The 24,474-nt window shown below is 62.5% G+C and carries 19 protein-coding genes, 2 tRNA genes and 3 rRNA genes; 10 read left to right on the top strand and 14 right to left on the bottom strand.

Annotated elements, in window-relative coordinates; all coding sequences use genetic code 11:
• The first annotated feature begins 4 nt into the window (after window positions 1-4).
• From FAZ97_RS33635 to bcsR, 5 genes are read left to right on the top strand one after another with little or no spacing between them, the layout of a single operon-like run.
• Window positions 5-208 carry a hypothetical protein gene (locus tag FAZ97_RS33635; RefSeq protein ID WP_158763055.1) on the top strand — a complete coding sequence of 68 codons (204 nt, stop codon included), beginning with the start codon at window positions 5-7 and terminating at the stop codon, window positions 206-208.
• Complete coding sequence (gene bcsQ, locus FAZ97_RS33630; RefSeq protein WP_158763054.1) at window positions 205-1,029, top strand: cellulose biosynthesis protein BcsQ; 825 nt, start codon at window positions 205-207, stop codon at window positions 1,027-1,029. The genes FAZ97_RS33635 and bcsQ overlap by 4 nt, the downstream gene beginning before the upstream one ends.
• A complete protein-coding gene (gene bcsA / locus FAZ97_RS33625; protein ID WP_158763053.1) occupies window positions 1,026-3,620 on the top strand; it encodes a UDP-forming cellulose synthase catalytic subunit in 2,595 nt (864 codons plus the stop codon). Before bcsQ ends, bcsA begins: the two co-directional genes overlap by 4 nt.
• A gap of 49 nt (window positions 3,621-3,669) precedes the next feature.
• On the top strand, window positions 3,670-5,256 hold the full coding sequence (gene bcsG / locus FAZ97_RS33620) for a cellulose biosynthesis protein BcsG (protein ID WP_158763052.1): 1,587 nt from the start codon (window positions 3,670-3,672) through the stop codon (window positions 5,254-5,256).
• Window positions 5,256-5,465, top strand: coding sequence for a BcsR/BcsP family cellulose biosynthesis protein (bcsR, locus tag FAZ97_RS33615; RefSeq protein ID WP_233271952.1), 210 nt, complete (start codon window positions 5,256-5,258; stop codon window positions 5,463-5,465). The genes bcsG and bcsR overlap by 1 nt, the downstream gene beginning before the upstream one ends.
• A 1-nt stretch (window position 5,466) precedes the next feature.
• Here bcsR and FAZ97_RS33610 read toward each other — a convergent pair whose 3' ends face one another.
• From FAZ97_RS33610 to FAZ97_RS33605, 3 genes are all read right to left on the bottom strand, one after another.
• A complete protein-coding gene (locus FAZ97_RS33610) occupies window positions 5,467-7,707 on the bottom strand; it encodes an O-linked N-acetylglucosamine transferase family protein (protein ID WP_158763051.1) in 2,241 nt (746 codons plus the stop codon).
• 262 nt (window positions 7,708-7,969) lie between these two features.
• Window positions 7,970-8,218, bottom strand: a complete 249-nt coding sequence (locus FAZ97_RS35550; RefSeq protein WP_233271951.1) for a hypothetical protein — start codon at window positions 8,216-8,218, stop codon at window positions 7,970-7,972.
• The gene (locus FAZ97_RS33605; RefSeq protein ID WP_158763050.1) at window positions 8,166-9,062 is read right to left on the bottom strand and encodes a hypothetical protein; all 897 of its coding nucleotides are present in this window, start codon (window positions 9,060-9,062) and stop codon (window positions 8,166-8,168) included. Before FAZ97_RS33605 ends, FAZ97_RS35550 begins: the two co-directional genes overlap by 53 nt.
• A 79-nt stretch (window positions 9,063-9,141) precedes the next feature.
• Here FAZ97_RS33605 and FAZ97_RS33600 point away from each other — a divergent pair, with 79 nt between their 5' ends.
• The 4 genes from FAZ97_RS33600 (at window position 9,142) to rpoD (ending at window position 13,294) form a co-directional block, all read left to right on the top strand.
• Window positions 9,142-9,483 carry a helix-turn-helix domain-containing protein gene (locus FAZ97_RS33600; protein ID WP_158763394.1) on the top strand — a complete coding sequence of 114 codons (342 nt, stop codon included), beginning with the start codon at window positions 9,142-9,144 and terminating at the stop codon, window positions 9,481-9,483.
• Window positions 9,484-9,740: 257 nt separating this feature from the next.
• Window positions 9,741-10,178 (top strand): GFA family protein, encoded by a 438-nt coding sequence (locus tag FAZ97_RS33595; RefSeq protein WP_158763049.1) that lies wholly within the window; start codon window positions 9,741-9,743, stop codon window positions 10,176-10,178.
• Window positions 10,179-10,309: 131 nt separating this feature from the next.
• Entirely contained in the window at window positions 10,310-10,900 is a 591-nt protein-coding gene (locus FAZ97_RS33590) for a class I SAM-dependent methyltransferase (protein WP_158763048.1), read from the top strand.
• A 411-nt stretch (window positions 10,901-11,311) separates the two neighbouring features.
• Complete coding sequence (gene rpoD / locus FAZ97_RS33585; RefSeq protein WP_158763047.1) at window positions 11,312-13,294, top strand: RNA polymerase sigma factor RpoD; 1,983 nt, start codon at window positions 11,312-11,314, stop codon at window positions 13,292-13,294.
• A gap of 100 nt (window positions 13,295-13,394) precedes the next feature.
• Here the strand turns inward: rpoD and FAZ97_RS33580 are convergent, their stop codons facing one another.
• The 9 genes from FAZ97_RS33580 to FAZ97_RS33540 all read right to left on the bottom strand — a co-directional run bounded on the left by FAZ97_RS33580 (window position 13,395) and on the right by FAZ97_RS33540 (window position 21,715).
• Window positions 13,395-14,060, bottom strand: coding sequence for a DUF799 domain-containing protein (locus FAZ97_RS33580; RefSeq protein WP_158763046.1), 666 nt, complete (start codon window positions 14,058-14,060; stop codon window positions 13,395-13,397).
• A 14-nt stretch (window positions 14,061-14,074) separates the two neighbouring features.
• A complete protein-coding gene (locus FAZ97_RS33575; protein ID WP_158763045.1) occupies window positions 14,075-14,440 on the bottom strand; it encodes a DUF4810 domain-containing protein in 366 nt (121 codons plus the stop codon).
• Window positions 14,441-14,499: 59 nt separating this feature from the next.
• On the bottom strand, window positions 14,500-15,177 hold the full coding sequence (locus FAZ97_RS33570) for a CsgG/HfaB family protein (RefSeq protein WP_158763044.1): 678 nt from the start codon (window positions 15,175-15,177) through the stop codon (window positions 14,500-14,502).
• Between the two features lie 552 nt (window positions 15,178-15,729).
• Window positions 15,730-15,843: ribosomal RNA gene (gene rrf, locus FAZ97_RS33565) — 5S ribosomal RNA — on the bottom strand.
• Window positions 15,844-16,013: 170 nt separating this feature from the next.
• Window positions 16,014-18,892, bottom strand: a 23S ribosomal RNA gene (locus FAZ97_RS33560).
• 288 nt (window positions 18,893-19,180) lie between these two features.
• Window positions 19,181-19,256, bottom strand: a tRNA-Ala gene (locus FAZ97_RS33555).
• Between the two features lie 44 nt (window positions 19,257-19,300).
• Window positions 19,301-19,377: transfer RNA gene (locus FAZ97_RS33550), tRNA-Ile, on the bottom strand.
• Between the two features lie 67 nt (window positions 19,378-19,444).
• Window positions 19,445-20,977 (bottom strand): 16S ribosomal RNA (locus tag FAZ97_RS33545).
• Together the 16S, 23S and 5S rRNA genes with 2 tRNA genes alongside form the textbook arrangement of a ribosomal RNA operon.
• A 510-nt stretch (window positions 20,978-21,487) precedes the next feature.
• Window positions 21,488-21,715, bottom strand: coding sequence for a hypothetical protein (locus tag FAZ97_RS33540; RefSeq protein WP_158763393.1), 228 nt, complete (start codon window positions 21,713-21,715; stop codon window positions 21,488-21,490).
• 145 nt (window positions 21,716-21,860) lie between these two features.
• Here FAZ97_RS33540 and FAZ97_RS33535 point away from each other — a divergent pair, with 145 nt between their 5' ends.
• Window positions 21,861-22,298, top strand: a complete 438-nt coding sequence (locus FAZ97_RS33535; RefSeq protein ID WP_199272216.1) for a hypothetical protein — start codon at window positions 21,861-21,863, stop codon at window positions 22,296-22,298.
• 64 nt (window positions 22,299-22,362) lie between these two features.
• On the opposite strand, the gene FAZ97_RS33530 is transcribed toward FAZ97_RS33535, so the two are convergent.
• Both FAZ97_RS33530 and FAZ97_RS33525 read right to left on the bottom strand, forming a co-directional pair.
• On the bottom strand, window positions 22,363-23,406 hold the full coding sequence (locus FAZ97_RS33530) for an ABC transporter permease (RefSeq protein ID WP_158763042.1): 1,044 nt from the start codon (window positions 23,404-23,406) through the stop codon (window positions 22,363-22,365).
• Between the two features lie 4 nt (window positions 23,407-23,410).
• Window positions 23,411-24,406: an ABC transporter permease gene (locus FAZ97_RS33525; RefSeq protein WP_233271950.1), complete on the bottom strand. Its 996-nt coding sequence runs from the start codon at window positions 24,404-24,406 to the stop codon at window positions 23,411-23,413.
• Window positions 24,407-24,474: the final 68 nt, after the last annotated feature.

Genomic DNA, 24,474 nt, shown 5'->3' with positions numbered 1-24,474 from the left:
CGACATGAACATCTTCCTCGGGTACTTCCTCTGGGGCTTGATCCTCGCCGTGCCGCTCTATTTCATCGCATGGCGTCTGCGTCTTGGGCGCTTCGTGCCGATGTGGCTGCGACCCGCGCGCTCGCGCCCGCTGCAGTTGCCGCCGCAACTCGACGCCCTGCTGATTCGCGGCCAGCGCCGCTTCGGCCAGACGGAGCCGCGCCGATGAAAACCATCGCTATCGTCTCGAGCGTCGGCGGTGCGGGCCGCACCACGCTCACTGCGGCGCTCGCCGGGCTGCTGGCGGCGCGCGAGCATGTCGCGCTCGCCGCCGAATGCGACCCGCGCAACGTGCTGGCGCTCCATTTCGGGCTGCGCGAGAGCGCGCGCGAAGGCCTCGTCACGCATCTGGCGGGCGGTCCCGGCGCCGACGACGCCTGGTCGCGCGCCGCGCTGCAAAGCGACGATGGCGTGCTCGTGCTGCCATGGGGCAGCCTCGCGAACGGCCACGAACCCCTCGGCGACGACGCCAGCGCCCAACTCGACGCGCGCCCCGGCTGGCTGCGCGACCTGCTCGCCCGCGTGGACCTGCCGGCGGATGCGATCGCGCTCGTCGACGCGGGCACGTGGCCCTCGGCGCATGCGCGCCAGGCGATCGACGCCGCCGACCTCGTGCTCGGCGTCCTCGCGCCCTGCGCCACGGCGTGCGCCACGCTGCCACGCCTGATCGCCGCGCTCGTGCGCGCCGGCAAGCGCAGCGTGTTCGTCGCCAATGCGGTCGTGCCCGCACGCCAGCTGCACATGGACGTCGTTTCGCTGTTGCGCGCGCGCCTTGGCGCCGCCATGCTGCCGTATCTCGTGCATGCGGACACCGGTGTGCCCGCCGCGCTCGCCGCCGGCGAAAACTTCTGCCTGAGCACGCCCAGCTCGCAGGCCGCGCACGACCTGAACGGCATTGCCTCGTGGCTCTCGCACTGGAGCACGGGCGCAAGCCTCGACGCCCCCGACGAACTGCTCGCGCAACACGTTGCGCGCGGGAGCACGCCATGATCCGCGAGCGGATAGTCGCGCTGTGGGCTGCATTCTGGGTGTCGCTGCGCCGCCTGAGCGCGCCCGAACTCAATCTCGCGGCCGACGCGCCGGGTGGCCAGTGGCTGCTGCGCGCCTTCTTCCGGCCGCCGCGCGAAGGACAGCGCGATGTGCCCGCGCTCGCCTTCGCGCGCCTCGGCAAGGACATCCGCCAGAGGCTGAATATTCGCCGCGACGACACCGCGGGCAACTGGCTGCTGCACATCTTCCTGCGCCCGCGCCGCGCGCGACAGCGTCTGGCCGCCGACCTGCGCAAGCTTCACAAGGCGCCGCAAGGGCACCATCGCTTCGCAATGCGCACGTGGCTCGGCAGGTGGCTCGAACCCTTCTATCGGCGTGCCGCACGCGCGAGCGCGGCAATCGGCGCACGCCTGCCCGACGTGCCGTGGGATGGCATCGAGCAGCGCCTCGAAAAGCTATCGGCCGCGCTCGACAGCGTGCCTTTCCTGCGCCAGTGCCTCCTGTGGCTCGCGTTCATCGCCGCCATTGCCGTGTGCACGACGCCGCTGCCGTTCGCGGGCCAGGTGCTGCTGTTCCTGCTCGTGTACGTGGTGGTGATGATCGCGCGCCGCCTGCCTGGGCGCCTCGCCACCATGCTCATGGTGATGCTCTCGATCCTCATGACGGGCCGCTATGTCTGGTGGCGCAGCACGCAAACGCTGCATCTTTCGAGCCCCGCCGAGGCCATCGTGGGCTACGTCCTCTACGCAGCCGAGCTTTACACGTGGATCGTGCTGATCTTCGGCTACGTGCAGACCGCCTGGCCGCTGCGCCGCAAGCCACAGCCGCTGCCCGACGACCCCGCCGACTGGCCGACCGTCGACATTTATGTGCCGACCTACAACGAGTCGCTTTCGGTAGTGCGGCCTACGGTGTTCGCGGCCAGTTCGATCGACTGGCCGCGCGACAAGCTGCGCGTCTACATTCTCGACGACGGCACGCGCGATGAATTCCGCCGTTTCGCGGAGGAAGCCGGCGTGGGCTATATCGTGCGCGCCGAGCACACGCACGCGAAGGCCGGCAACATCAATCACGCGATGCCGCTCACCCAGGGCGAGTACATCGCGATTTTCGATTGCGACCACATTCCCACGCGCTCCTTCCTGCAAACGACCGTGGGCGTCTTTCTCGCCGACAAGGATTGCGCGCTGGTGCAAACGCCGCACCACTTCTTCTCTCCCGATCCGTTCGAGCGCAATTTCGACACGTTCCACCGCGTGCCCAACGAAGGCAGTCTTTTCTACGGCCTGATCCAGGACGGCAACGACTTCTGGGACGCCACGTTCTTCTGCGGCTCGTGCGCGGTCATCAAGCGCGCGGCGCTCGAACACATCGGCGGGATCGCGACCGAGACCGTGACCGAAGACGCCCACACCTCACTGCGGCTGCATCGCCACGGCTATACCTCGGCCTACCTGCGCACCGTGCAGGCGGCGGGCCTCGCCACCGACAGCCTCGCCGACCACATCGGCCAGCGCATTCGCTGGGCGCGCGGCATGACGCAGATCTTCCGCGTCGACAATCCGTGGATCGGCAAGGGCCTGTCGTTCTTCCAGCGCATGTGCTACAGCAACGCCATGCTGCACTTCTTCTACGGCTTCCCGCGCCTCATCTTCCTCGTGATGCCGGGCGCGTACCTGTATTTCGGACTGCACGTGATCAACACGCCCGCGCCCGTGATCCTCGCCTACGTGGTGCCGTATCTGGTGATTGCGGCGATCGCCAACTCGCGCATCCAGGGGCGCTACCGTCACTCGTTCTGGGCCGAGGCCTATGAGTCGGTGCTCGCGTGGTATATCGTGCTGCCCACCACCATGGCCTTCATCAACCCGAAGCTCGGCAAGTTCAACGTGACCTCGAAGGGCGGCCATATCGAGCACGAGTATCTCGACTGGACGATCTCCAAGCCCTATCTCGTACTGCTTGCGATCAACGTGTGCTCCATACTCGCCGGCATCGGCCGCCTCACGATCTGGCGAACCGAAGAGCCCGCCACCGTGTTCATGAATCTGTTCTGGGCCGGCGTGAATCTCACCATTCTCGGGCTTGCGCTCGGCGTGGCCAAAGAGGCGAAGCAGGTGCGCGTGGCGCACCGCATTCCGCTGCGCGTGCCCGCCATGCTCACGCTGCCCGACGGCCGCACGCTCGCCTGCAAGACCGAGAACTATTCGATGGGCGGCCTCGGCCTCATGCTGCCCGCCGACGCCGTGGCGAAGCTCGAGCCCGGCGAGCGCATCAACGTGACGCTCGCGCGCGGCGTGCTGGAGCACGATTTCCCCGCCGTGGTCGCGCGTCTCGCCGACCGGCGCCTCGGCGTGCGCTTTACCGACATGACGGTGGAGACGGAGCGCAAGCTTGTGGAATGCACGTTCGGCCGCGCCGACGCGTGGCTCGAATGGGAAGACGTGCCGCCCTCCGATGCGCCGCTGCACGGCCTCGTCCAGTTGATCGAGCTGAGCTGGCAAGGCTACATGCGCCTCATCGACGCGTTCTTCGACGCGCTGGAAAACCTCTTCACGCGACGCCGGGCCGGCCAGGCCCGCCAGCCCTGATCAACGCAACCGCCACATCAAGCCGCTACACCCTGGAACGCGAAACACTATGGGTCTCTGGAATCTCTACTTCCTCGCCAAGCTGTACCTCTACTCGGCCGGCACGCTCAAGCCTGAGTGGTGGATGAACTTCGCCTTCGTCGTCCTGCTGCTCGTGCCGTTGCACAAGCGGTGGTTGCAGATCGCGCGCGATGTGCTCGCGGTGATCGCGGGCCTCTCCATTGCGTACCACGAGTCGAGCATGCCCGACATCGGCCGGGCGATCTCGCAGATCCCTGTGCTCCTCACCTTCACGCCTTCGTACATGTTCGAACTCACGCGGCGCGTGATTTCGCTTTCGATGCTCGTGACCGCGGTGCTTGCCGTGCTGCTCTACTTCCTGATCAACCGCTGGGTGCGCGTGACAACGCTCGTACTGATCGCGCTCGTCGTCATGCCGGTCTGGCAGGGCGTGGGCACATTCGTCGCGAACGCCACCGCCAACGCCTCGCTCGCCAGCAACGGCGACGACGAAGGCGGCACGGGCAAGAAGCGCGACGAGCAGTCGGGCAGCTACGACCAGCAGCTGGCGGCGTTCCGCTCCAACGAGGAGGGCCGGCGCGTGAACTTCACGCCGCTCACCACTGACGCCAACGCGCAGTTCGACATCATCGTGGTGCACATCTGCTCGCTCTCGTGGGACGACATGGATGTCGTGAAGATGCGCAACAACCCGCTGTTCTCGCGCTTCGACTACATCTTCCAGAACTTCAGTTCCGCCGCCAGCTACAGCGGCCCCGCCGCCATTCGCGTGCTGCGCGCCACCTGCGGCCAGGAGCCGCACAAGGCGCTCTACGACCCGGCGCCGCCCGAGTGCCACCTGTTCGCCCAGCTTGCTCAGGCGGGTTACAAGCCTCAGGCGCTGCTCAACCACAACGGCCGCTTCGACAATTTCCGCGGCACGGTGATCACTGAAATGGGCGTACCGGGCGTGACGATTCCCTCCAACGAAGGCCTGCCGGAAGCGATGAAGGAGTTCGACGGCTCGACGCTGGTGGGCGACTACGACGTGCTCTCGCGCTGGTACAAGCAGCGCATTGCGGCGGGCGGCGGTCCGGTCGCGCTCTACTACAACACGGTTTCGATGCACGACGGCAACCGCCTGCCGCCTCCGAACACCAATCTCACGAGCCTGCAGTCCTACCCGATCCGCCTGCAGAATCTGCTCGGCGACGTCGACAAATTGATCGATCTCGTCGCGCAATCGGGCCGCCGCGCCGTGATCGTGTTCGTGCCCGAGCACGGCGCCGCGCTGCGCGGTGAAGAAAACCAGATTGCCGGCATGCGCGAAATTCCCACGCCGAACATCGTGCACGTGCCGGTCGGCGTGAAGGTGGTCGGTCTGCCGGCCGGCAGCGAGAAAACTGGCGGCGTGACGACGATCGACACACCCACGAGCTATCTCGCGCTCGCGCAGCTGCTCGCGAACCTTGTCGCCCAAAGCCCGTTCGCCACCGGCGCGCAGCCGCTCGCGCAGTACGCCAACAACCTGCCGCAAACGCGCATGGTGGGCGAAAACGAAGGCACGGTGACAATGACAACGCCTACGGGCTACGTGATCCATACGCCGGACGGCGTGTGGGTGGAGGGCAAGTAATGGCGATGCGCTTGTGGGGGTCCGGCCGGCGTTCGCGCAGCGGTCCTGCGCTACCGAGCGATATCGACGCGCTCGCGCGCCTCGTCGAAGGCGTGGACCGCGACCGCTATCTCGACGTTCAAGCCGACGACGCCTGGCAGGCGGCCGCGAAGCGCTGGCCGCTCGTGGCCGCCGTGCTGGAGTTGCCGGTGCAGGAGGGGAAAGGCTGAGTCAGCGCGCGCTTTCGCTGGTTGCTTGCTTCTGAGCGCACCATGCTTGCCACATTTGCCGGTAGGCGCCTTCCATGCTGCGCGCGAAGCGTGCGCCATTCATGAGCGGCGAGGCTTCCATGCGGGCGCGCAGGCCCGCGCGCAGCGCGGCGAGGCGCGGCACGTCGCGCGCGAGCGCCGTCACGGCGGCCACGTACCCCGCGTCGCTTGCCGCCGCCAGTTCCGGCAAACCCAGATTGGCCAGCAGGCAGAGCCCCGCGCGGCTCACCGCCGAGCGGCCGTAGCGCGTCGGCACCGGCACGCCCATCCAGAAGGCGTCGAGACTCGTGGTGTGGCCGTTGGCCGGAAACGTGTCTAGCGCGATGTCGATCTGCTGGTAGGTGCGCAGATAATCGGCGCGCGCCTGGAAGCCCACGAAGCTCACGCGCGCCGGATCGATGCCGTGCGCCGCGAAACGCACATTCAAGCGCTCGCGCGCGCTGCCGGGCGGCGCCATTAGAAGAAGCCGCGCGTCTGGTAGTGCGGCAAACACGTCGGACCACAGCGCCAGTGTGGCGTCGGTGAGCTTGCACGGATTGTTCAGGCATCCGAACGTCATGTGTCCAGCCGTGAGCGCCGGCAATGTGTTCACTTCGACATCGGTTGCGAGCGAGTCATAACACCAGAACGCGTCCGGCAGGCGCAGCGAGCGCTCGGTGTATTGGGCGTCGATGCGCGGCTCGCCCTCCGGGTCGAGCCAGGGGTCGGTGAGACGCCATCCGATCGCGGGGCTGCCGGTCGTTCCGGGGTAGGCGAGCCACGCCACCTGCACCGGCGCTGGCCTGCGCGCGAACAACAGGCGCCGGGCGCCGTCCATGTGCATCGTGAGATCCACGAGCACGTCGATGCCATCGTCGCGAATCTGCTGGGCGAGGCGCGCGTCGTCGAATTCGTGCGCGTCGCGCCAGACATCGGCGAAACCGCGTAGCCGGGTCGTCACCTCGTCGGTCTGCGCGCTCAGCGAGTAGCCGACAATTTCGAACGCCTCGTGGTCGTGATGGCGCAACAGGGGCGTCGTGAAAAGCGACTGGCAGTGGTTGCGAAAGTCCGGCGAGACGTAGCCGATGCGCAGCCGCCTCGCGAGCTCGGGCGGGTTCGCATGGTGCGCGCCCGCGCTTGCGGCCAGCAGCGCCGCTTCGTGCCGGGCCGAGAACTGTTCGGCTTCGGCGCGCAGCGCGTGGCCGTCGTCGATGGCGAACATCAGCGACCACAGCAAGTTGCTGTTCGCGCCGGTATGCGCGGGATCGCAGGCCATGGCGCGGCGATAGCAGGCAATCGCTTCGTCGATGCTGCCGGACTTGCTGCACGCGTTGCCGAGATTGAGGTGCGCGGCTGCGAAATCCGGCTTGAGTTCGATGGCACGCGTGAACGCCGCGCGCGCCTCGTCGATGCGGCCCGTCTGCATCATCAGGTTGCCGAGATTGTTCCACGCGGACACCCTGCCCGGTTCGCGTTCGAGCGCGCGTACGAGTGCGGCCTGAGCTTCGTCGATACGGCCCGCGCCCAGCAGCACGGAGCCCAGATTCGTGAGCACGTCGACTGAGTCCGGCGCGAGCGTGCGGGCGTGTTCGAGCATGGCCAAAGCTTCCGTGTTGCGGTTCGTGGCGAGCAACACCTGTGCGAGATTGTTCCAGGCATTCGCATGGCTGGGCGAGAGTTCAAGCGTGCGACGCAGCACCGCTTCCGCGCGCGCGAACGCGCCGGACTTGTACAGCATGGTCCCGTAGTTGAAGTGGATGGCCGCATGGACGGGCGCGAGCGCGAGGGCACGCTCGAAATAGCGCAAGGCCTCGGCGCAATCTTGCGCTTCGCCGTATAGCTGACCGAGATTGTTCAGCGCCACTGCGAAGTCCGGCCGCAGCTCGATCGCGCGATGCAGCGCCCGGATCGCCATTTGCCGGTCGTCAGCGCGCTGGCAGGTCAAGGCGAGGTTCACGAGAAAGACCGGGTCCTCCCGCTCGGCCAGCGCGCGGGCGATGAGCGCACGAGCGGCGAGCGGATCGCGCCCGTTTTCGATCAAGCCGGTCAGGTTCAGTGCGTCGGCGTCGTGCGGATTTGCGGCGATCAGGCGCTCGCACATGGCGCGCGCCGTTTCCGTTTCGCCGCGCTGCCACGCGGATTCGGCGGCGGCGAGGGTTGCATGCGCTGCTTGCGTTGCTTGCGCGTGCGACGCGGCGGCGTGGGAAGCTTGGGAGGTCGACATGAGGGTGAACGCTGCCATGGCTTCGGACAGCGAATGTCCGAAGATGGCGATGCGTATAGACGCGTAACGTTCGATTATTGCCGCGTCTCGAAACTGGCAGCCTGAATTGCGCCGGTTGTGGCGCCACGCCGCAGTGGCTTGCCCTGCAGCGCGCTCAACGGCCGCCCGACTCCGCGCGTTCAGCGAGGACGCTGCGCTCAAGCGGCATGCAGGCCAGCGAGCGGCCGGTGCGCGTCGCTTCGCGGGCCATCGCACGCGTTACTCAGTGATCCTTATGATTCTGGATTTGGCGCGCGTGTATTTCAGTCACCGAATCGAACAACGCCTCGGCACGCGCCAGTTCGTCTAGCGCGCGGTCGAGCCGCGATTGCGCGGCGCCATAGGCAAGCGGCGCGGCGCAGTCGTCGCGGACCTCGGCACGCAGGGCGCGAAATGCCCGGTCGACGTTGCGGCTCGCCTCAAAAAAGCGTTGCGCAGCCTCGGCCTCTTGTGAACGGAAGTGAATCGCCATGGAGGAGTTCCATCGTGAGCTGCGTCCAGTCTCCCGCCCGGGAGACGTGACGCGTTCTTGCGCCGCCAAGCCGTGAAGACGCCGTGTGGTCGGCCGGCGGCACGTCGAAGAGATCACGCGTCACGCCACGGGGCTGCTGGGCGCAGGCCTCGCTGCGCACGCGTTTGGTGAGATTCGCGTAGGTGTCGAAGTCGCCCATGCGCGCCGCCTCGTGAATTGCCGCGAGATCGCGCGCCTTGACGAGCGTGGGCTGCGTTAGCCGCACAAAGTACGGCGCCTCCAGCTCCGCCGTGAACACGAGCGAGTGGCTCTTGCCGGCAGGCTCGGCCGCGCGCTCGACGCAATCCACCACTACCGTGCCCTGCGAGCGGCCCGGCGGTTTCGCCGTGCTCACGCTGCGCAGCCGCTCTGGAAACACGCGCAATGAACTGCCGACGCTGAGTTCGGTTGGCGAGACGCACACGAGCGCGTAGTGATGCTCGCGTGCGGCGCCCGAGGGCAGCGTGGCACTGCTCGTGACGAACACGTGCTGCGGAAGCTGGCGCACCTGGCCGCTGGCATCGACCCACGCATTCCAGACGACCACCCCGGCACGCTTGCCGCGCTTGTCTTGCGCTGCGCGCGGACGGCTCGCCGCCGCAGAGAACAGGGCCAGGAGCGAGCCGGTGCGCAGCGCGGCGACCTGAGCGCTACTGCCAAGCGACTGGCCGATGCCCCACAGGAAGCGCCCACCGCCCTGCCGACGCTCCCACTCCTTGCGCAGGATCAGCGTGGGGAGATCCACGCCGGCCTCTGGCCCGATACGGGACCAGCAGAACGTGGGCGGTAGGTGTTTCAGTGCCATCGGCTTCCTCGGAATGCAGTCGCTCACCGATTTCGGCGAGCAATTCAATAACCATTACTGTATAGGTATAATGCATGACATGGAAGCCCCAGATACTTATTTTCCGGTGCAGGAACTGCTGCGGCGGCTATCGGACGATTCACGCTCGGCCAGCGAAATTGCGCGGCTTTCCGGGGTCAGTCAGCCTACCGTCTCACGTCTTCGCACGTCGAACGGGCGAAGAGTACGCCGGAGCGCATCATTCAATAAGCTATGCAGTTTCTACGGCGTGAAGGCGCCGCCGCCCAGTCGGCACGCGGCTGCCTACAACGAGTTGCTGCGCAATGCGATCGTCGAAGCGTGGGACGGCTCGGAGGAGCACGGTCGCGCGCTGCTCGTCGTCATCAAGGGATTGAAGGAGTTGAGGGAACGGCACGCGTAGATTCAGTTGCGCACGCGGGAGGAAACGTTTTACGCGAGGGCGCAAAGGTAACCGCCTATGGGAAATTCACCCTGCATTTCGGGCCTTCAGAGGCGCCATGAACCACTTGCAAGTCTTGGCGGGCCGGCAAATCCCCATATGTGGTGACCTTGGCAGTTTCCTGCGCCGCGTATCGCTCAAACGTATGATGTGAGTGCGCACACGGCAGCCGCCCGTTCGCAATACGTGACATTTGCCACCCGAGCACCGTTTCCATCATGTCCGCCGACACTGCCCCCGCCCACACGAATGCTCCCGCCACTTTGCGCGGCCAGTGCCTTTGCGGCGCCGTGCGCTACTCGGTAGCGAATGCGTTCCGCTACGCATTCAATTGCCACTGTTCAGAGTGCCGCCGTGCGACTGGCGCCGCGTTCAAGCCGTTTGCGGGTATCGAAAGCGAGGCGCTGCGGCTCACTGGGGGCGAAGGGCAGACGCTGGTCTACGGCGATCCGCAGGCCGCCCATGATGTGCATTGCGGCCGCTGCGGCTCGCTGCTCTATTCAGTTGTACGCGAAGGGGCGTATGTGCACGTGACGCTCGGCACGCTGACCGATACGCCGGACATTCGGCCCGCCGGCCATATCTTTGCTCGCTCGAAAGCGTCATGGTTCGAAATCACCGACTCGCTCCCCCAGTACGACGAATTCCCGCCCTGACGCTGCGTGCATTGCTGCAGACATGCGTGGCAGCAACCATACCGGTATGGCCGCACTACTGCCTGCCGGTGCGGTGATCGGCTAGTCTCGAAGCGCAACCTCCCCTTGCCACCAGGCACTCCGAGCCCCATATGGACTCCAGGACGATCGAGACGTACACGAGTGGCGCCGCAAGCTACGCAGCCGAGTGGGCGAACCAGCCTGCGCCCGACGACCTCTATGCGCGTCTCACGCAGTATTTCCGGCCTCACGGACGGACAGTCGACATCGGGTGCGGATCGGGCCGCGACGTGGCGTGGCTGAACACGCACGGTTTTCCGGCGGTCGGCTACGACGCATCGGAGGGTTTGATCGCAAAGGCTGCCGCTGAATACCCGCAATATGCGTTCGGCTTTGCCACATTGCCAGAGTTGGAGGACGTATCCACCGCGAGCTTTGACAACGTTCTCTGCGAGACGGTGATCATGCATTTGCCGGTGGCGCAGATCGGGCCGGCCTGCCGCCGCCTCGTCGAACTGTTGAGGCCCGGCGGCGTGCTGTACCTGAGTTGGCGCGTCACCGAAGGCGACAGCGCACGCGACCCAGCGGGACGTCTATATAGTGCCTTCGACCCCGCACTCGTGACCGGCGCGCTCGACGGCACGACCATCCCGCTCAGCGAGGAGGCGGTCAACCGCTCTTCCGGCAAACGCGTTCAACGTATTGTCGCGATTCGTGCGTGAGCGTTGCCGCACACGATGATCCGGCAACGGGGATTAACGGGGAATAAACAGTGCGCCATGCGCCCGGCGAGTGACAAATACGTGAACTATTCGCTTGAAAAATGGTCTAACGCACTCATGTAGGAAACATGTAAGGTGGAGCGTTCTCAAGCGGTACGACCCTGAAGGCGGACAATGTGCCGCAAACACGACGATTCGGGTTGCCTCGCATGCCGTAACGCACTACCATACGCGGTCTTTCTGCATTGCACGAAAATCCAGGCTGCCACGTCTTCTGGCGTTGGCGCTCGCTTGGCGGGACCGGCATGCGCCCCCGCCCACTCCCCTGCAATTTCGTCATCGCCAGGACGCCACGCCGCTGGCGCGTGACCCTTTTTGCCCTTGTCGGGCTATCCCTTCGAGGAGAATGTATTGACAAGCCATGACCGGGACGACGCGCTGATCTCGTCTGCCCGCCCTGCACGCCGCTCGTCGAAAGACAAATCCGGCGATACGACGCCCATGGACGCAGGCTCGCAACTCGAAAAACGCCAGCATCAAATGCGGGCGCTCATTAAGCTCGGCCGTGAACGCGGTTATCTGACCCACGCGGACATCAACGACCATCTGCCCGACAACTTCGCGCAGACGGCCGCGCTGGAAACGATCGTCGCCACGTTCAACGACATGGGCGTGCAGGTGTACGAACAGGCGCCCGACGCCGACACGCTGCTCCTGAACGAAGATTCCCGCGCCGACCAGCAGGCCGACGATGAAGCCGACGAAGAAGTCGAAGTCGCGCTCTCAACGGTCGACTCCGAATTCGGCCGCACCACCGACCCCGTGCGCATGTACATGCGCGAAATGGGTTCGAGCGAGCTGCTCACGCGCGCCGGCGAAATCGAAGTGGCCAAGCGTATCGAAGACGGCCTCCAGGAAATGATCCAGGCAATCGCGGCATGCCCGTCGATCGTCGCGACCATCCTTGCCGACGCCGACCGCGTCGCGGCTGAAGAAATGCGCATCGACGAACTCGTCGACGGTATCGGCAGCGACGAAGCCGCGCAGGAGCCCGCCGCGGCCGAAGCCGACGCCGGCGAAGAAGTCGACGCACAAGCCGCCGACGTAGAAGAATCGGACGATTCGAGCGACGACGAAGACGATGCCGACGCCGACAACAGCAAGGCGAACGAAGCCCTGCTGGCGCAGCTCAAGGCAGACAGCCTCGCGATCTTCGCGCGTGTTCGCACGCTGTTCGAACAGATGGCCTGCACGTCGGACGCCAATGCGCGCGCGACGGCCTCGGAAATGAAGATCTGCGCCGACATCCAGACGGAGCTTGCGCCGATCCGCTTCACGGCTCGCACGATCGACCGCCTGTGCTCGTTGCTGCATGAACAGGTCGCGCAAATCCGCGCGATCGAGCGCAATGTGCTGTCCATCGTCGTCGATCGCTGCGGCATGCCGCGCGAAGCCTTCGTCGAGCAGTTCCCGGGCCACGAAACCGACCTGGAATGGGGCGTGCGCGCCGCAGCCGCGTCGAGCAAGTACGGTCCCGCGATCGAGCGCAGCCTGCCGGCGATCCAGGCGGAACAGCGCAAGCTCGCCGAGATTGAAGCGGCCGCATCGCTGTCGCTGCAGCAGATCAAGGCGATCAATCGCCGCATGACCGTCGCCGAATCGAAGATGCGTCAGGCGAAGGGCGAGATGGTCAAGGCCAACCTGCGTCTCGTGATCTCGATCGCGAAGAAGTACGTGAACCGCGGCATGCAATTCCTCGACCTGATCCAGGAAGGCAACATCGGCCTGATGAAGGCGGTGGACAAGTTCGAATATCGCCGCGGCTGGAAGTTCTCGACGTACGCGACGTGGTGGGTGCGTCAGGCCGTGACGCGTGCGCTCGCCGACCAGGCACGCACGATCCGCGTGCCGGTGCACATGATCGAAACGATCAACAAGCTGAACCGCATCTCGCGCGAGATCCTGCAGCAAACGGGCATGGAAGCGCATCCGGCGGACCTCGCCGCACGCATGGGCATGACCGAAGAGAAGGTGCGCGGCATCCTCAAGATCGCCAAGCAGCCGGTCTCGCTCGAAAGCCCGGTGGGCGACGACGGCGACGCGACGCTCGGCGACATGATCGAGGACGCAGGTTCGGCCTCGCCGGCCGACGCCGCGATCCACGCGAACATGCGTGCTGCCATCGACGAAGCGCTCAAGGCGCTCTCGCCGCGCGAAGCCAAGGTGCTGCGCATGCGCTACGGCATCGACACGACTTCGGACCACACGCTCGAAGAAGTGGGCAAGCAGTTCGACGTGACGCGCGAGCGTATTCGCCAGATCGAAAGCAAGGCAATGCGCAAGCTGATGCACCCGAGCCGTGCAGACAAGCTGCGTCCGTTCCTGGAGCGCTGATCGCGTTAGTCGCGCTCTAGCGCGACGCGATTCGGAGCCGGAATGAAAAGGCCCGTCACTTCGGTGACGGGCCTTTTGTTTGGTCCGGCGCGTGCGCCGGTCAGTCCGTGCCGTACTTCGGCGAGTGCGGACCGTAGAGCAGACCGGTCGGCGCCCCCGCGTGCAGCAGGCGATAGCTCGTCACACCGGCGATATCGTGGCTCTTGTCGGTCAGCGAGTTCGCGACCTGCTTGATCGCCGCCATCACGAGCATGCCGATCAGACCGCCACCGCTACTGTTGTTGCCCTCGTTGCTGTTCGCAGTCGCGGAGCCTTGCCAGAGCACGTTGCCGCTCTTCAGATCGACGAGCTTCGCCGACGCCGTGACGACCGTTGCGCTGTCGAGCACGCGATACTGCGTGCCGAATTGCGTGATCTTCGAGTACACCGCCGCGTCGGCACCGAAAATCTCGCGCAGCTTCTCGGGCGAGGTCTGCTGGATATCGCCTGCCGTCGTGAGGCCGTTCTGCTTGAACGTCTCCTCCATGACCGCGACCGGAATCACGTAGTAGCCGGCTTCGGCAAGCGGCATCGTCATCTGGGAGAGCATGCTGTTCGACGCATTCACGTCGGTCGTCGCATTGTCGGGCGGCAGCACGAGGATCGAGCGCGGACGCGCGTTCTTGAACGCGCTGTAGTCCACGTGCCTGACAGGCTGCGCGCAGGCGGACAACAACGCAAGCGCGCAGAGGGCCAGCCAGAACTTGAGGGAAGAGAATCTGGACATATCGGTACGCTCGCTTATTGTTGTTTCGGCTTCTTCATGAGGAAATCCATATAGGTCGTCGACTCCGGGAAGAGATGCTTCTCGGCGTCGAATTCCTGCATGGCTTGCGTTTCGTTGCCGACGTTGGCGTACAGCATGCCGAGCTGCGCATGGAAACCCGGCGGCGGCATGTTGCCCTTCGCGCGAATCTCCTGCAGCGCCTTCTCGAGCGCATCGATCTGTTCCTGCGGCGCTTTCTGGCCCTTCAGGTAGTCGTACACCGCCGGCTGATAGCTGGTCCACTGGTAGAGCGGCGGCGTGGTGTTCGCGCAGCCCGCGAGCAGCAGCGTCGCTGCCGTGACGGGCAGGCAGAGTCCTCGAAGCGTGCCGATGTATTTCATTGAAAACCCCGTATGCGTAGTTGTTGTGATCGAGCGTGAAGCGCAGACTATGCGCGCGCTCAATGTGCGGTGCGCAGCGCGCCCGCGTCGACCTGGTCGGCCAGATGGTTGACTGCCTCCTGGATCGCAAGCTCGAGCACCTTGCCGTTGAGCGTCGAGTCGTAGCTCGCGGTGCCGCCAAAGCCGATGATTTCGCGATTCGACAGGCTGTATTCGCCCGCGCCTTGCGCCGAGGCGACTACTTCCGAAGTCGTGGTATCGACGACGTTGATGTTCACCTTCGCGTACGCAATCTGGTTCTTGCCGCTTCCGAGAATGCCGAACAACTGGTGGTCGCCGACTTCCTTGCGGCCGAACTCGGTAACGTCGCCGGTAATGACGTAGTTGGCGCCCTTGATCACCTGGGCTTTCTTCGTGAAGCCGGCTTCCTGGCGGATCTCATCGAGGTTGTCTCGATCGAGCACGCTGAAACGCCCGCTTTGCTGCAGCGACGTGATCAGGATGGTTTTCGCCTGGCCGCCGAGACGGTCGATACCGTCGGAGAAGATGCCGCGCATATAGCTCGAGCGATTGTCGAACTTGCCAATTGCGATCTGCACCGGCTTGCCGACTGCCGGGCGCTGCGCGCTCGCGACCGGCGCGACCGGCAGCGAACGCGATGACTCCGTTGCGCAGCCGCTCAGCACCGCGATAGCGGCGGCGGCCAGCACGGCACCGCGGGTTCTGGACAACTTCATGGATTCTCCTTGGTGGTGGAACAGAAACGACAACGAGCGTGCGCGTTGCGGCGCTCGCGGATTGAAGCGACAGGAGAAGTGGGAGCGACGAAACGCGGTGCGGTGGCTGCGCGTAGGCAGAGCGTGTGGGCGCGGCGCACGAAGGTGCGGCGAGGACAAAGGGCGCAGTGTGTCGCTGCGCGCGTGTTTATTCCATCGGTATTGCATGTTTCTCGCCTCCCGCACGCAAGCGCGTGCGCGGAAGCCCCCGGATTCTTGTCGATGCAGCGTATTTTTTAATGCGTAGTTGAAAACTACAAACGCGTGTATCGGCGGGTTTTAGAGAAACTTTAGGAAGACAGCGATTTAATGCTTATTAGATTGATATTTGCGAGATTTTGAATCGCATTAACGCATTTCGGAAATGAGACTTTAAAACGGAGTCGTGGTTTCCGCTGTCGCGGCTATGAAATACTGCGGGAGGAGTACTACCTGGGTTTAAGGCGCGCCCCAACGCCAGAACCCCGGTTCTCTTTCGGAGACACCGGGGTTCTGGACGTTACTGCATAAGGAGCCTGACGATTACCTACTTTCACACGGGCAATCCGCACTATCATCGGCGTGGAGCTGTTTCACGGTCCTGTTCGGGATGGGAAGGGGTGGGACCAGCTCGCTATGGTCATCAGGCATGACGGGTTGCTGCGTCGCGCGGGTTCTGGTGAACCTGGCGCCACAGCCAATCGGGAAGAAGCGTAAAGAGGTGTTGCTGAATTGGGGTTGTGTTGTTTCTGGCACAACACCGATCTCTCAACCTGTGCGTCCTGCTCTCCACTGCGGGAGCGAGACACACCTGTTATAGGATCAAGCCTTACGGGCAATTAGTATCAGTTAGCTTAACGCATTACTGCGCTTCCACACCTGACCTATCAACGTCCTGGTCTCGAACGACCCTTCAAGGGGATCTAGTCCCCGGGGAAGTCTCATCTTGAGGCGAGTTTCCCGCTTAGATGCTTTCAGCGGTTATCTCTTCCGAACATAGCTACCCGGCGATGCGACTGGCGTCACAACCGGTACACCAGAGGTTCGTCCACTCCGGTCCTCTCGTACTAGGAGCAGGCCCCCTCAAACTTCCAGCGCCCACGGCAGATAGGGACCAAACTGTCTCACGACGTTTTAAACCCAGCTCACGTACCTCTTTAAATGGCGAACAGCCATACCCTTGGGACCGGCTACAGCCCCAGGATGAGATGAGCCGACATCGAGGTGCCAAACACCGCCGTCGATATGAACTCTTGGGCGGTATCAGCCTGTTATCCCCAGAGTACCTTTTATCCGTTGAGCGATGGCCCTTCCATACAGAACCACCGGATCACTATGACCTGCTTTCGCACCTGTTCGACTTGTGGGTCTCACAGTCAAGCACGCTTATGCCATTGCACTATCAGCACGATTTCCGACCGTACCTAGCGTACCTTCGTACTCCTCCGTTACCCTTTGGGAGGAGACCGCCCCAGTCAAACTGCCTACCATGCACTGTCCCCGATCCGGATCACGGACCAAGGTTAGAACCTCAAACAGATCAGGGTGGTATTTCAAGGACGGCTCCACGGAAACTAGCGTTCCCGCTTCACAGCCTCCCACCTATCCTACACAAACCGGTTCAAAGTCCAATGCAAAGCTACAGTAAAGGTTCATGGGGTCTTTCCGTCTAGCCGCGGGGAGATTGCATCATCACAAACACTTCAACTTCGCTGAGTCTCGGGAGGAGACAGTGTGGCCATCGTTACGCCATTCGTGCAGGTCGGAACTTACCCGACAAGGAATTTCGCTACCTTAGGACCGTTATAGTTACGGCCGCCGTTTACCGGGACTTCAATCAAGAGCTTGCACCCCATCATTTAATCTTCCGGCACCGGGCAGGCGTCACACCCTATACGTCCACTTTCGTGTTTGCAGAGTGCTGTGTTTTTATTAAACAGTCGCAGCCACCAGTTTATTGCAACCCCTTCACCCTTCTGGCGCAAGCCAGTCAAGCTACCGTGGCGTACCTTATCCCGAAGTTACGGTACCAATTTGCCGAGTTCCTTCTCCCGAGTTCTCTCAAGCGCCTTAGAATACTCATCTCGCCCACCTGTGTCGGTTTGCGGTACGGTCACTGTGAAACTGAAGCTTAGAGGCTTTTCTTGGAACCACTTCCAGTTGCTTCTTCACCTAAGTGAATGGCCTCGCACCCTTGAATTCCGCGCCCGGATTTGCCAAAGCGCCTTCTCCAATGCAAGGACCGGGACTTCCAACACCCGGACAACCTTCCGCGATCCGTCCCCCCATCGCATTTCACAATGGTGCAGGAATATTGACCTGCTTCCCATCAGCTACGCATTTCTGCCTCGCCTTAGGGGCCGACTCACCCTACGCCGATGAACGTTGCGTAGGAAACCTTGGGCTTACGGCGAGGGGGCCTTTCACCCCCTTTATCGCTACTCATGTCAGCATTCGCACTTCCGATACCTCCAGCACGCTTTTCAACGCACCTTCGCAGGCTTACGGAACGCTCTCCTACCATGCACATAAATGTGCATCCGCAGCTTCGGTATATGGCTTAGCCCCGTTACATCTTCCGCGCAGGACGACTCGATCAGTGAGCTATTACGCTTTCTTTAAAGGGTGGCTGCTTCTAAGCCAACCTCCTGACTGTTTTAGCCTTCCCACTTCGTTTCCCACTTAGCCATATTTGGGGACCTTAGCTGGCGGTCTGGGTTGTTTCCCTCTTGACACCGGACGTTAGCACCCGATGTCTGTCTCCCGTGATTGCACTCTTCGGTATTCGGAGTTTGCTATGGCGACGTAATCCGCAATGGACCCATCAACCATGACAGTGCTCTACCCCCGAAGGTGATACACGAGGCACTACCTAAATAGTTTTCGGAGAGAACCAGCTATTTCCAGGTTTGTTTAGCCTTTCACCCCTATCCACAGCTCATCCCCTAACTTTTCAACGTTAGTGGGTTCGGTCCTCCAGCACGTGTTACCGTGCCTTCAACCCGCCATGGATAGATCACCTGGTTTCGGGTCTACACCCAGCGACTGGACGCCCTGTTCGGACTCGCTTTCGCTACGCCTGCCCTATTCGGTTAAGCTTGCCACTGAATGTAAGTCGCTGACCCATTATACAAAAGGTACGCCGTCACCCCTTGCGAGGCTCCGACTGTTTGTATGCATGCGGTTTCAGGATCTGTTTCACTCCCCTCCCGGGGTTCTTTTCGCCTTTCCCTCACGGTACTGGTTCACTATCGGTCGATCACGAGTATTTAGCCTTGGAGGATGGTCCCCCCATCTTCAGACAGGATTTCACGTGTCCCGCCCTACTTGTCGCATACCTAGTTCTTCCATTCCGCCTTCGCCTACGGGGCTATCACCCACTATGGCCGCACTTTCCAGAGCGTTCGGCTGACGGTACAGATAAAGAATGCAGGCTGGTCCCATTTCGCTCGCCACTACTTTGGGAATCTCGGTTGATTTCTTTTCCTGCGGTTACTTAGATGTTTCAGTTCACCGCGTTCGCTTCACATGACCTATGTATTCAGTCATGGATACTCCATTCGGAGTGGGTTTCCCCATTCGGACATCTACGGATCAAAGCTTGTTTGCCAGCTCCCCGTAGCTTTTCGCAGGCTACCGCGTCCTTCATCGCCTGTGATCGCCAAGGCATCCACCACATGCACTTGTTCGCTTGACCCTATAACGGGTGTGTCTCTTCCGATTCACATCCGCTACAGGTTGAGTATTCGTGTTGCGCCGTATTTCAAGGCAATCTTTCGATCACTTAAAAATACATTGATACAATCACAACCCTGATTCACCTACTCATGCCCATCTCTAGACATTTTTGGATGAATCTCTTTACTACTTCTTCCTGATTGTTAAAGAACGACAGCCGATACGTTTTCACATACCGCTCTGACTGGCTCAATCGCCAATGCGTAATCCCCGGTTTGTGTTTCACCGGACACTAGGCATTGAGGATTGGTGGAGGATGACGGGATCGAACCGACGACCCCCTGCTTGCAAAGCAGGTGCTCTCCCAGCTGAGCTAATCCCCCAGTCACACATACTCGAGGGATCATTTCGCCTTATGCAGACAAAGTGGTGGGTCTGGATGGATTCGAACCATCGACCCCCGCCTTATCAAGACGGTGCTCTAACCGACTGAGCTACAGACCCCTGAGTCTGTCTTTCTTACAGCCGACAAGTGTGAGCGCTTAAAACGCGTGTGAGCGATGAGCTCTGGAAAGGAGGTGATCCAGCCGCACCTTCCGATACGGCTACCTTGTTACGACTTCACCCCAGTCATGAATCCTGCCGTGGTGACCGTCCTCCTTGCGGTTAGACTAGCCACTTCTGGCAAAACCCACTCCCATGGTGTGACGGGCGGTGTGTACAAGACCCGGGAACGTATTCACCGCGGCATGCTGATCCGCGATTACTAGCGATTCCAGCTTCACGCAGTCGAGTTGCAGACTGCGATCCGGACTACGATCGGTTTTCTGGGATTGGCTCCACCTCGCGGCTTGGCAACCCTCTGTTCCGACCATTGTATGACGTGTGAAGCCCTACCCATAAGGGCCATGAGGACTTGACGTCATCCCCACCTTCCTCCGGTTTGTCACCGGCAGTCTCCCTCGAGTGCTCTTGCGTAGCAACTAGGGACAAGGGTTGCGCTCGTTGCGGGACTTAACCCAACATCTCACGACACGAGCTGACGACAGCCATGCAGCACCTGTGTTACGGCTCCCTTTCGGGCACTCCCACCTCTCAGCAGGATTCCGTACATGTCAAGGGTAGGTAAGGTTTTTCGCGTTGCATCGAATTAATCCACATCATCCACCGCTTGTGCGGGTCCCCGTCAATTCCTTTGAGTTTTAATCTTGCGACCGTACTCCCCAGGCGGTCAACTTCACGCGTTAGCTACGTTACCAAGCCAATGAAGGCCCGACAACCAGTTGACATCGTTTAGGGCGTGGACTACCAGGGTATCTAATCCTGTTTGCTCCCCACGCTTTCGTGCATGAGCGTCAGTATTGGCCCAGGGGGCTGCCTTCGCCATCGGTATTCCTCCACATCTCTACGCATTTCACTGCTACACGTGGAATTCTACCCCCCTCTGCCATACTCCAGCGATGCAGTCACCAATGCAGTTCCCAGGTTAAGCCCGGGGATTTCACATCGGTCTTACATCACCGCCTGCGCACGCTTTACGCCCAGTAATTCCGATTAACGCTCGCACCCTACGTATTACCGCGGCTGCTGGCACGTAGTTAGCCGGTGCTTATTCTTCCGGTACCGTCATCCCCCTGAGGTATTAACCCAAAGGATTTCTTTCCGGACAAAAGTGCTTTACAACCCGAAGGCCTTCTTCACACACGCGGCATTGCTGGATCAGGCTTTCGCCCATTGTCCAAAATTCCCCACTGCTGCCTCCCGTAGGAGTCTGGGCCGTGTCTCAGTCCCAGTGTGGCTGGTCGTCCTCTCAGACCAGCTACGGATCGTCGCCTTGGTGGGCCTTTACCCCACCAACTAGCTAATCCGCCATCGGCCGCCCCTATAGCGCGAGGCCCGAAGGTCCCCCGCTTTCATCCGTAGATCGTATGCGGTATTAATCCGGCTTTCGCCGGGCTATCCCCCACTACAGGACACGTTCCGATGTATTACTCACCCGTTCGCCACTCGCCACCAGGTGCAAGCACCCGTGCTGCCGTTCGACTTGCATGTGTAAGGCATGCCGCCAGCGTTCAATCTGAGCCAGGATCAAACTCTTCAGTTTAAACCTGTTACTGTTTTCGGTTCTCTCGAACCGGTCGCTCACTCAAAGCTGACAGGTCATTGAATAAATTCAAAAACCTGACTTACTTTAGTGTGAGACTCTTGATACTTTTGCTGCTCCCGGCCTCATTCCGAAGAACGAATCCGGGTCGCCACCGCATCAAGCGCCCACACTTATCGGCTGTAAATTTTTAAAGATCGTTCGCGAAAGCGCCGTTATCAACTTCGCACTGCCCGGCGTTTTCTGCGTTGCTGCGTCAGCAGCAGAGAAACGAGATTATGAAGAATCTTTTTCGCTTCGTCAACCCCTTTTTTTCGCTCACCGCTTAAAAAAGCTGCCGACTCCTGCGTCCGCCGGTTTCCGCGGCGGCCCTCGCTGCCCTGACGTCAGAGACATCGAACAGCGAAGGGGGCGAATCTTAGCGCCTCGATCGCGAGCCCGCAAGCCTTTTTCATCGACTCGATTGAAAAGAGGCGCAGCGCGCCTCTTTTCACTGTCCGCCACTAGCGCTTACGACTTCTGACCGCCCTTCGCCGGCCGGTCGAACATCGCCTTGCATGGCGGCGAGAGTTCATCGTAGTGCTGCTTCATGCACGCTGCGATCTTCTCCTTGTTCGGAATCGCACTCGCGCAAAAGTGGAACGCATCGCCGCGGCACGCGTGTTCCTGCTCGTCGCGCGACTCGCCGCTGCTCGCAATCGCAAACGTCAGACCCACCAGTAATGCGCCCGCTTTCATCAAGCGATCGAACGGTTTGCTCATGGCGTTCTCCTCGTGACGAGTAGCCCGGCGCTATCCTGCAATCCCTATTCCCGGCACGCCGCTTGCACCGCTACCCTCACTTGCCACGATGAGGCGCTGCTCTCACATGCAGCGGAACGCCATGAACCTGCCGGTTATCAGGATCCTCACGCTTTGCTCGGCTATTGTCATACCGGGCGTCCCCCTGACCGTTCATGCGGACGACAGCGCAAGCCCCTGCGCAGCGCTCAAGCGCATCGTCGCGGCTGCACCGCAGCATTTTGCCTCCCTGAGTCCCGACGACGGACGCGCCGTCGCGCAGCCCTATGGCGACGACGCGCAATGCGCAACGAGCGGTGGGAGTTTTCAGTGCGCCTGGAGCGCACGCGACACAGGATCGGGGACGAACGCACTTGAAGGGGTAGGCGCCGACATCGCCTCGTGTCTGCCCGACGCAACCCACGACGTGAACTCGCCGGGCCGTCAGCATTTCTATCTGGGACAGCGCGGCAGCCGGACAGAGATCACGGCGCAGACCGATGGCTCTACGCGCGTGAAGCTGAGCGTTTCCCATCAATAGGCGCGCCGTCAGCCGAACTCGCCTGACAACCCCATACGGAACCGGCGACTCGGGACACCATCCACTACGAACCCGCCACAGCGCGCCGCCGCGTCGCGCCCGCAGCCCGCGCGGCGCCATGCCGGCGGCCGGTGAGCACGGTCTGCACAATCACCGCGGCAAGCAGAAACGCACCGCTCGCGAGGTTCTGATAGTAGGGGCTCAGCGTGCCGACCTGATTGATCACATTGTCGATGACACCGAGCAGCAGCACGCCGGCCAGCGGTCCAGCCATCGTCCCCACACCGCCCGTGAGCAATACGCCGCCGATCACGGCCGCGGCGATCGACTGCAATTCATAGCCGGTCCCCGCCCCCGACAATCCCGAGTCCAGATGCGAAGCCAGCAGCGCCCCCGAGAGACCGGCCAGCGCACCGGACAATCCATAGGCGAGTATCTTCACGCGCTCCACACGCACGCCCAGCATGCGCGCCGCCTCTTCGTTGCCACCGATCGCGAAGATCGCCGCGCCAAAGCGCGTGTGGTTGAGCAGCGCGCCGCCGAGCGCATAAACGGCCACGAGCACCCAAATGAGATTGTTAACGCCAAACATCGAGCCATTGGCGATGCGCGCGAAGAAACCCGGATTGGCAATGAGCAGATCCTGGCTCGCGAGCACGAGCGCGAGCCCCTTGAGGCCAAGCAGCGCGGCGAGCGTGACGATGAACGGCGCCATGCGTGCGCGAGCGATCAACACGCCGTTCACCAGACCCACGGCGAAACCCGCAGCCACCGGGGCGAGCAGCGCGGCGCCCCACCCATAGGGTGCGGCATAGGCGGCCAGCACCGTGCCGAGTCCGACCATCGACCCGACGGAAAGATCGAATCCGCCCAGGATGATGACGATGCTTTGCCCCACGGCCACCAGCCCGAGAAACGCGCCGTTCGAGGCGATGTCGGCGAGGTTCGCGGGGCGCAGGAAGTCGGGAAATACCATGCCGGCGACGAGCGCGACGACCACGAGCATCGCGATCGCCCCGCGCGACTGCACGAGCGCGATCAATTGCGCGCGCCGGTTCGCGCCCGGTGCAGCGACGGTTTGTGCCGCGGATTGCGTGTCCTTTTGCATCGCGTCAGCCTCCCGAGCGTTGCAGGTAGAGTGCAACGACGATAAACACCGCCTTGAGAATCTGCGCGTAGGTGAAGCTGATGTTGTTCATGATGAAGCTCGCGTCGAGCACCTGGAGCAGCAACACGCCGAACACCGCGCCGACAATCGAGATGCGCCCGCCCGAAAGCGGTGTGCCCCCGATGACCGAGGCGGCAATCGCATCGAGTTCGAAGTTCACGCCGACGTAGTTGGGATCGGCCGCGCCAAGCCGTGACGAAGCGAACACGCCGGCGAGTCCGGCAAGCGTGCCGCTCACCGCATAGACGAGAAAGAGCGTGCGCCGCACGGGAATGCCCGCGAGGAACGCCGCACCGCGACTCGCGCCCACGAGAATCGCGTAGCGTCCGAAGGTCGTGCGCCGCACCACGAACGCCACCACGGCCGCGAGTCCGAGCGCGATCAACATGACGATGGGCAGCGGGCCAACCGCGCCCGCGCCGAGCAGGTCGAACGCGGGGGTGTCGGGCAGATTCACGCGTGAGCCGCCTAGCAGCGCCTGCGCGAGCCCGCGTGCGGCGACGAGCAAGGCAAGGCCCGAGATCAGCGGATCGATGGCGAGGAGCGCCACGAGGAATCCGTTGCACAGGCCGACTATGGCGCCCACAGCGACCGCGCCCACGAGCGCCGGGCCCTCGCCATACGGCAGGAACACGGCGATCGACGCGCTGGCGAGCGCCATCACCGATCCCACGGAGAGATCGATGCCACGCGTCGCGATCGCGAGATTTTGGCCAAGCGCGATCAAGACGATCGGCGCCGCCTCGAACAGCAGGCTGCGCGCGGCGAAGGGATTCGAGAAGCCGGGCGTGACGACCAGATTGAACACCACGAGCACGGCAAGCGCGAAGTACACGCTTTGCTCGCGCAGTACGGTGCGCCACGTCTGCATGCGCGAAGCGGCGCCGGTCACGGGAGAGACGGGGCGGTTCGTGGAATTCGAAGGATTCGAGGGGTTCAAGCTTGCCTCGTTCGACTCAAGGTTGGTCGCCATCGGAGCAGTGGTCGTGGATTGTGGCGGGTTCGGTG

The organism is Paraburkholderia acidiphila, assembly GCF_009789655.1.
GTDB classification, from domain to species: domain Bacteria; phylum Pseudomonadota; class Gammaproteobacteria; order Burkholderiales; family Burkholderiaceae; genus Paraburkholderia; species Paraburkholderia acidiphila.
Note: the sequence above shows the minus strand (reverse complement) of the source record. Positions and strands in the feature narration are given on the sequence as shown.

Bases quoted from the DNA above. Each gene is read 5' to 3' on its own strand.
- FAZ97_RS33575 (WP_158763045.1), bottom strand. From the start codon at position 14,440: ATGAAATACATCGGCACGCTTCGAGGACTCTGCCTGCCCGTCACGGCA.
- FAZ97_RS33600 (WP_158763394.1), top strand. From the start codon at position 9,142: ATGGAAGCCCCAGATACTTATTTTCCGGTGCAGGAACTGCTGCGGCGG.
- bcsQ (WP_158763054.1), top strand. From the start codon at position 205: ATGAAAACCATCGCTATCGTCTCGAGCGTCGGCGGTGCGGGCCGCACC.
- FAZ97_RS33610 (WP_158763051.1), bottom strand. From the start codon at position 7,707: ATGTCGACCTCCCAAGCTTCCCACGCCGCCGCGTCGCACGCGCAAGCA.
- FAZ97_RS33635 (WP_158763055.1), top strand. From the start codon at position 5: ATGAACATCTTCCTCGGGTACTTCCTCTGGGGCTTGATCCTCGCCGTG.
- FAZ97_RS33530 (WP_158763042.1), bottom strand. From the start codon at position 23,406: ATGCAAAAGGACACGCAATCCGCGGCACAAACCGTCGCTGCACCGGGC.
- FAZ97_RS33570 (WP_158763044.1), bottom strand. From the start codon at position 15,177: ATGAAGTTGTCCAGAACCCGCGGTGCCGTGCTGGCCGCCGCCGCTATC.
- FAZ97_RS33605 (WP_158763050.1), bottom strand. From the start codon at position 9,062: ATGGCACTGAAACACCTACCGCCCACGTTCTGCTGGTCCCGTATCGGG.
- FAZ97_RS33535 (WP_199272216.1), top strand. From the start codon at position 21,861: ATGAACCTGCCGGTTATCAGGATCCTCACGCTTTGCTCGGCTATTGTC.
- FAZ97_RS33590 (WP_158763048.1), top strand. From the start codon at position 10,310: ATGGACTCCAGGACGATCGAGACGTACACGAGTGGCGCCGCAAGCTAC.
- FAZ97_RS33540 (WP_158763393.1), bottom strand. From the start codon at position 21,715: ATGAAAGCGGGCGCATTACTGGTGGGTCTGACGTTTGCGATTGCGAGC.
- FAZ97_RS35550 (WP_233271951.1), bottom strand. From the start codon at position 8,218: ATGGCGATTCACTTCCGTTCACAAGAGGCCGAGGCTGCGCAACGCTTT.
- bcsG (WP_158763052.1), top strand. From the start codon at position 3,670: ATGGGTCTCTGGAATCTCTACTTCCTCGCCAAGCTGTACCTCTACTCG.
- bcsR (WP_233271952.1), top strand. From the start codon at position 5,256: ATGGCGATGCGCTTGTGGGGGTCCGGCCGGCGTTCGCGCAGCGGTCCT.
- FAZ97_RS33595 (WP_158763049.1), top strand. From the start codon at position 9,741: ATGTCCGCCGACACTGCCCCCGCCCACACGAATGCTCCCGCCACTTTG.
- FAZ97_RS33580 (WP_158763046.1), bottom strand. From the start codon at position 14,060: ATGTCCAGATTCTCTTCCCTCAAGTTCTGGCTGGCCCTCTGCGCGCTT.
- bcsA (WP_158763053.1), top strand. From the start codon at position 1,026: ATGATCCGCGAGCGGATAGTCGCGCTGTGGGCTGCATTCTGGGTGTCG.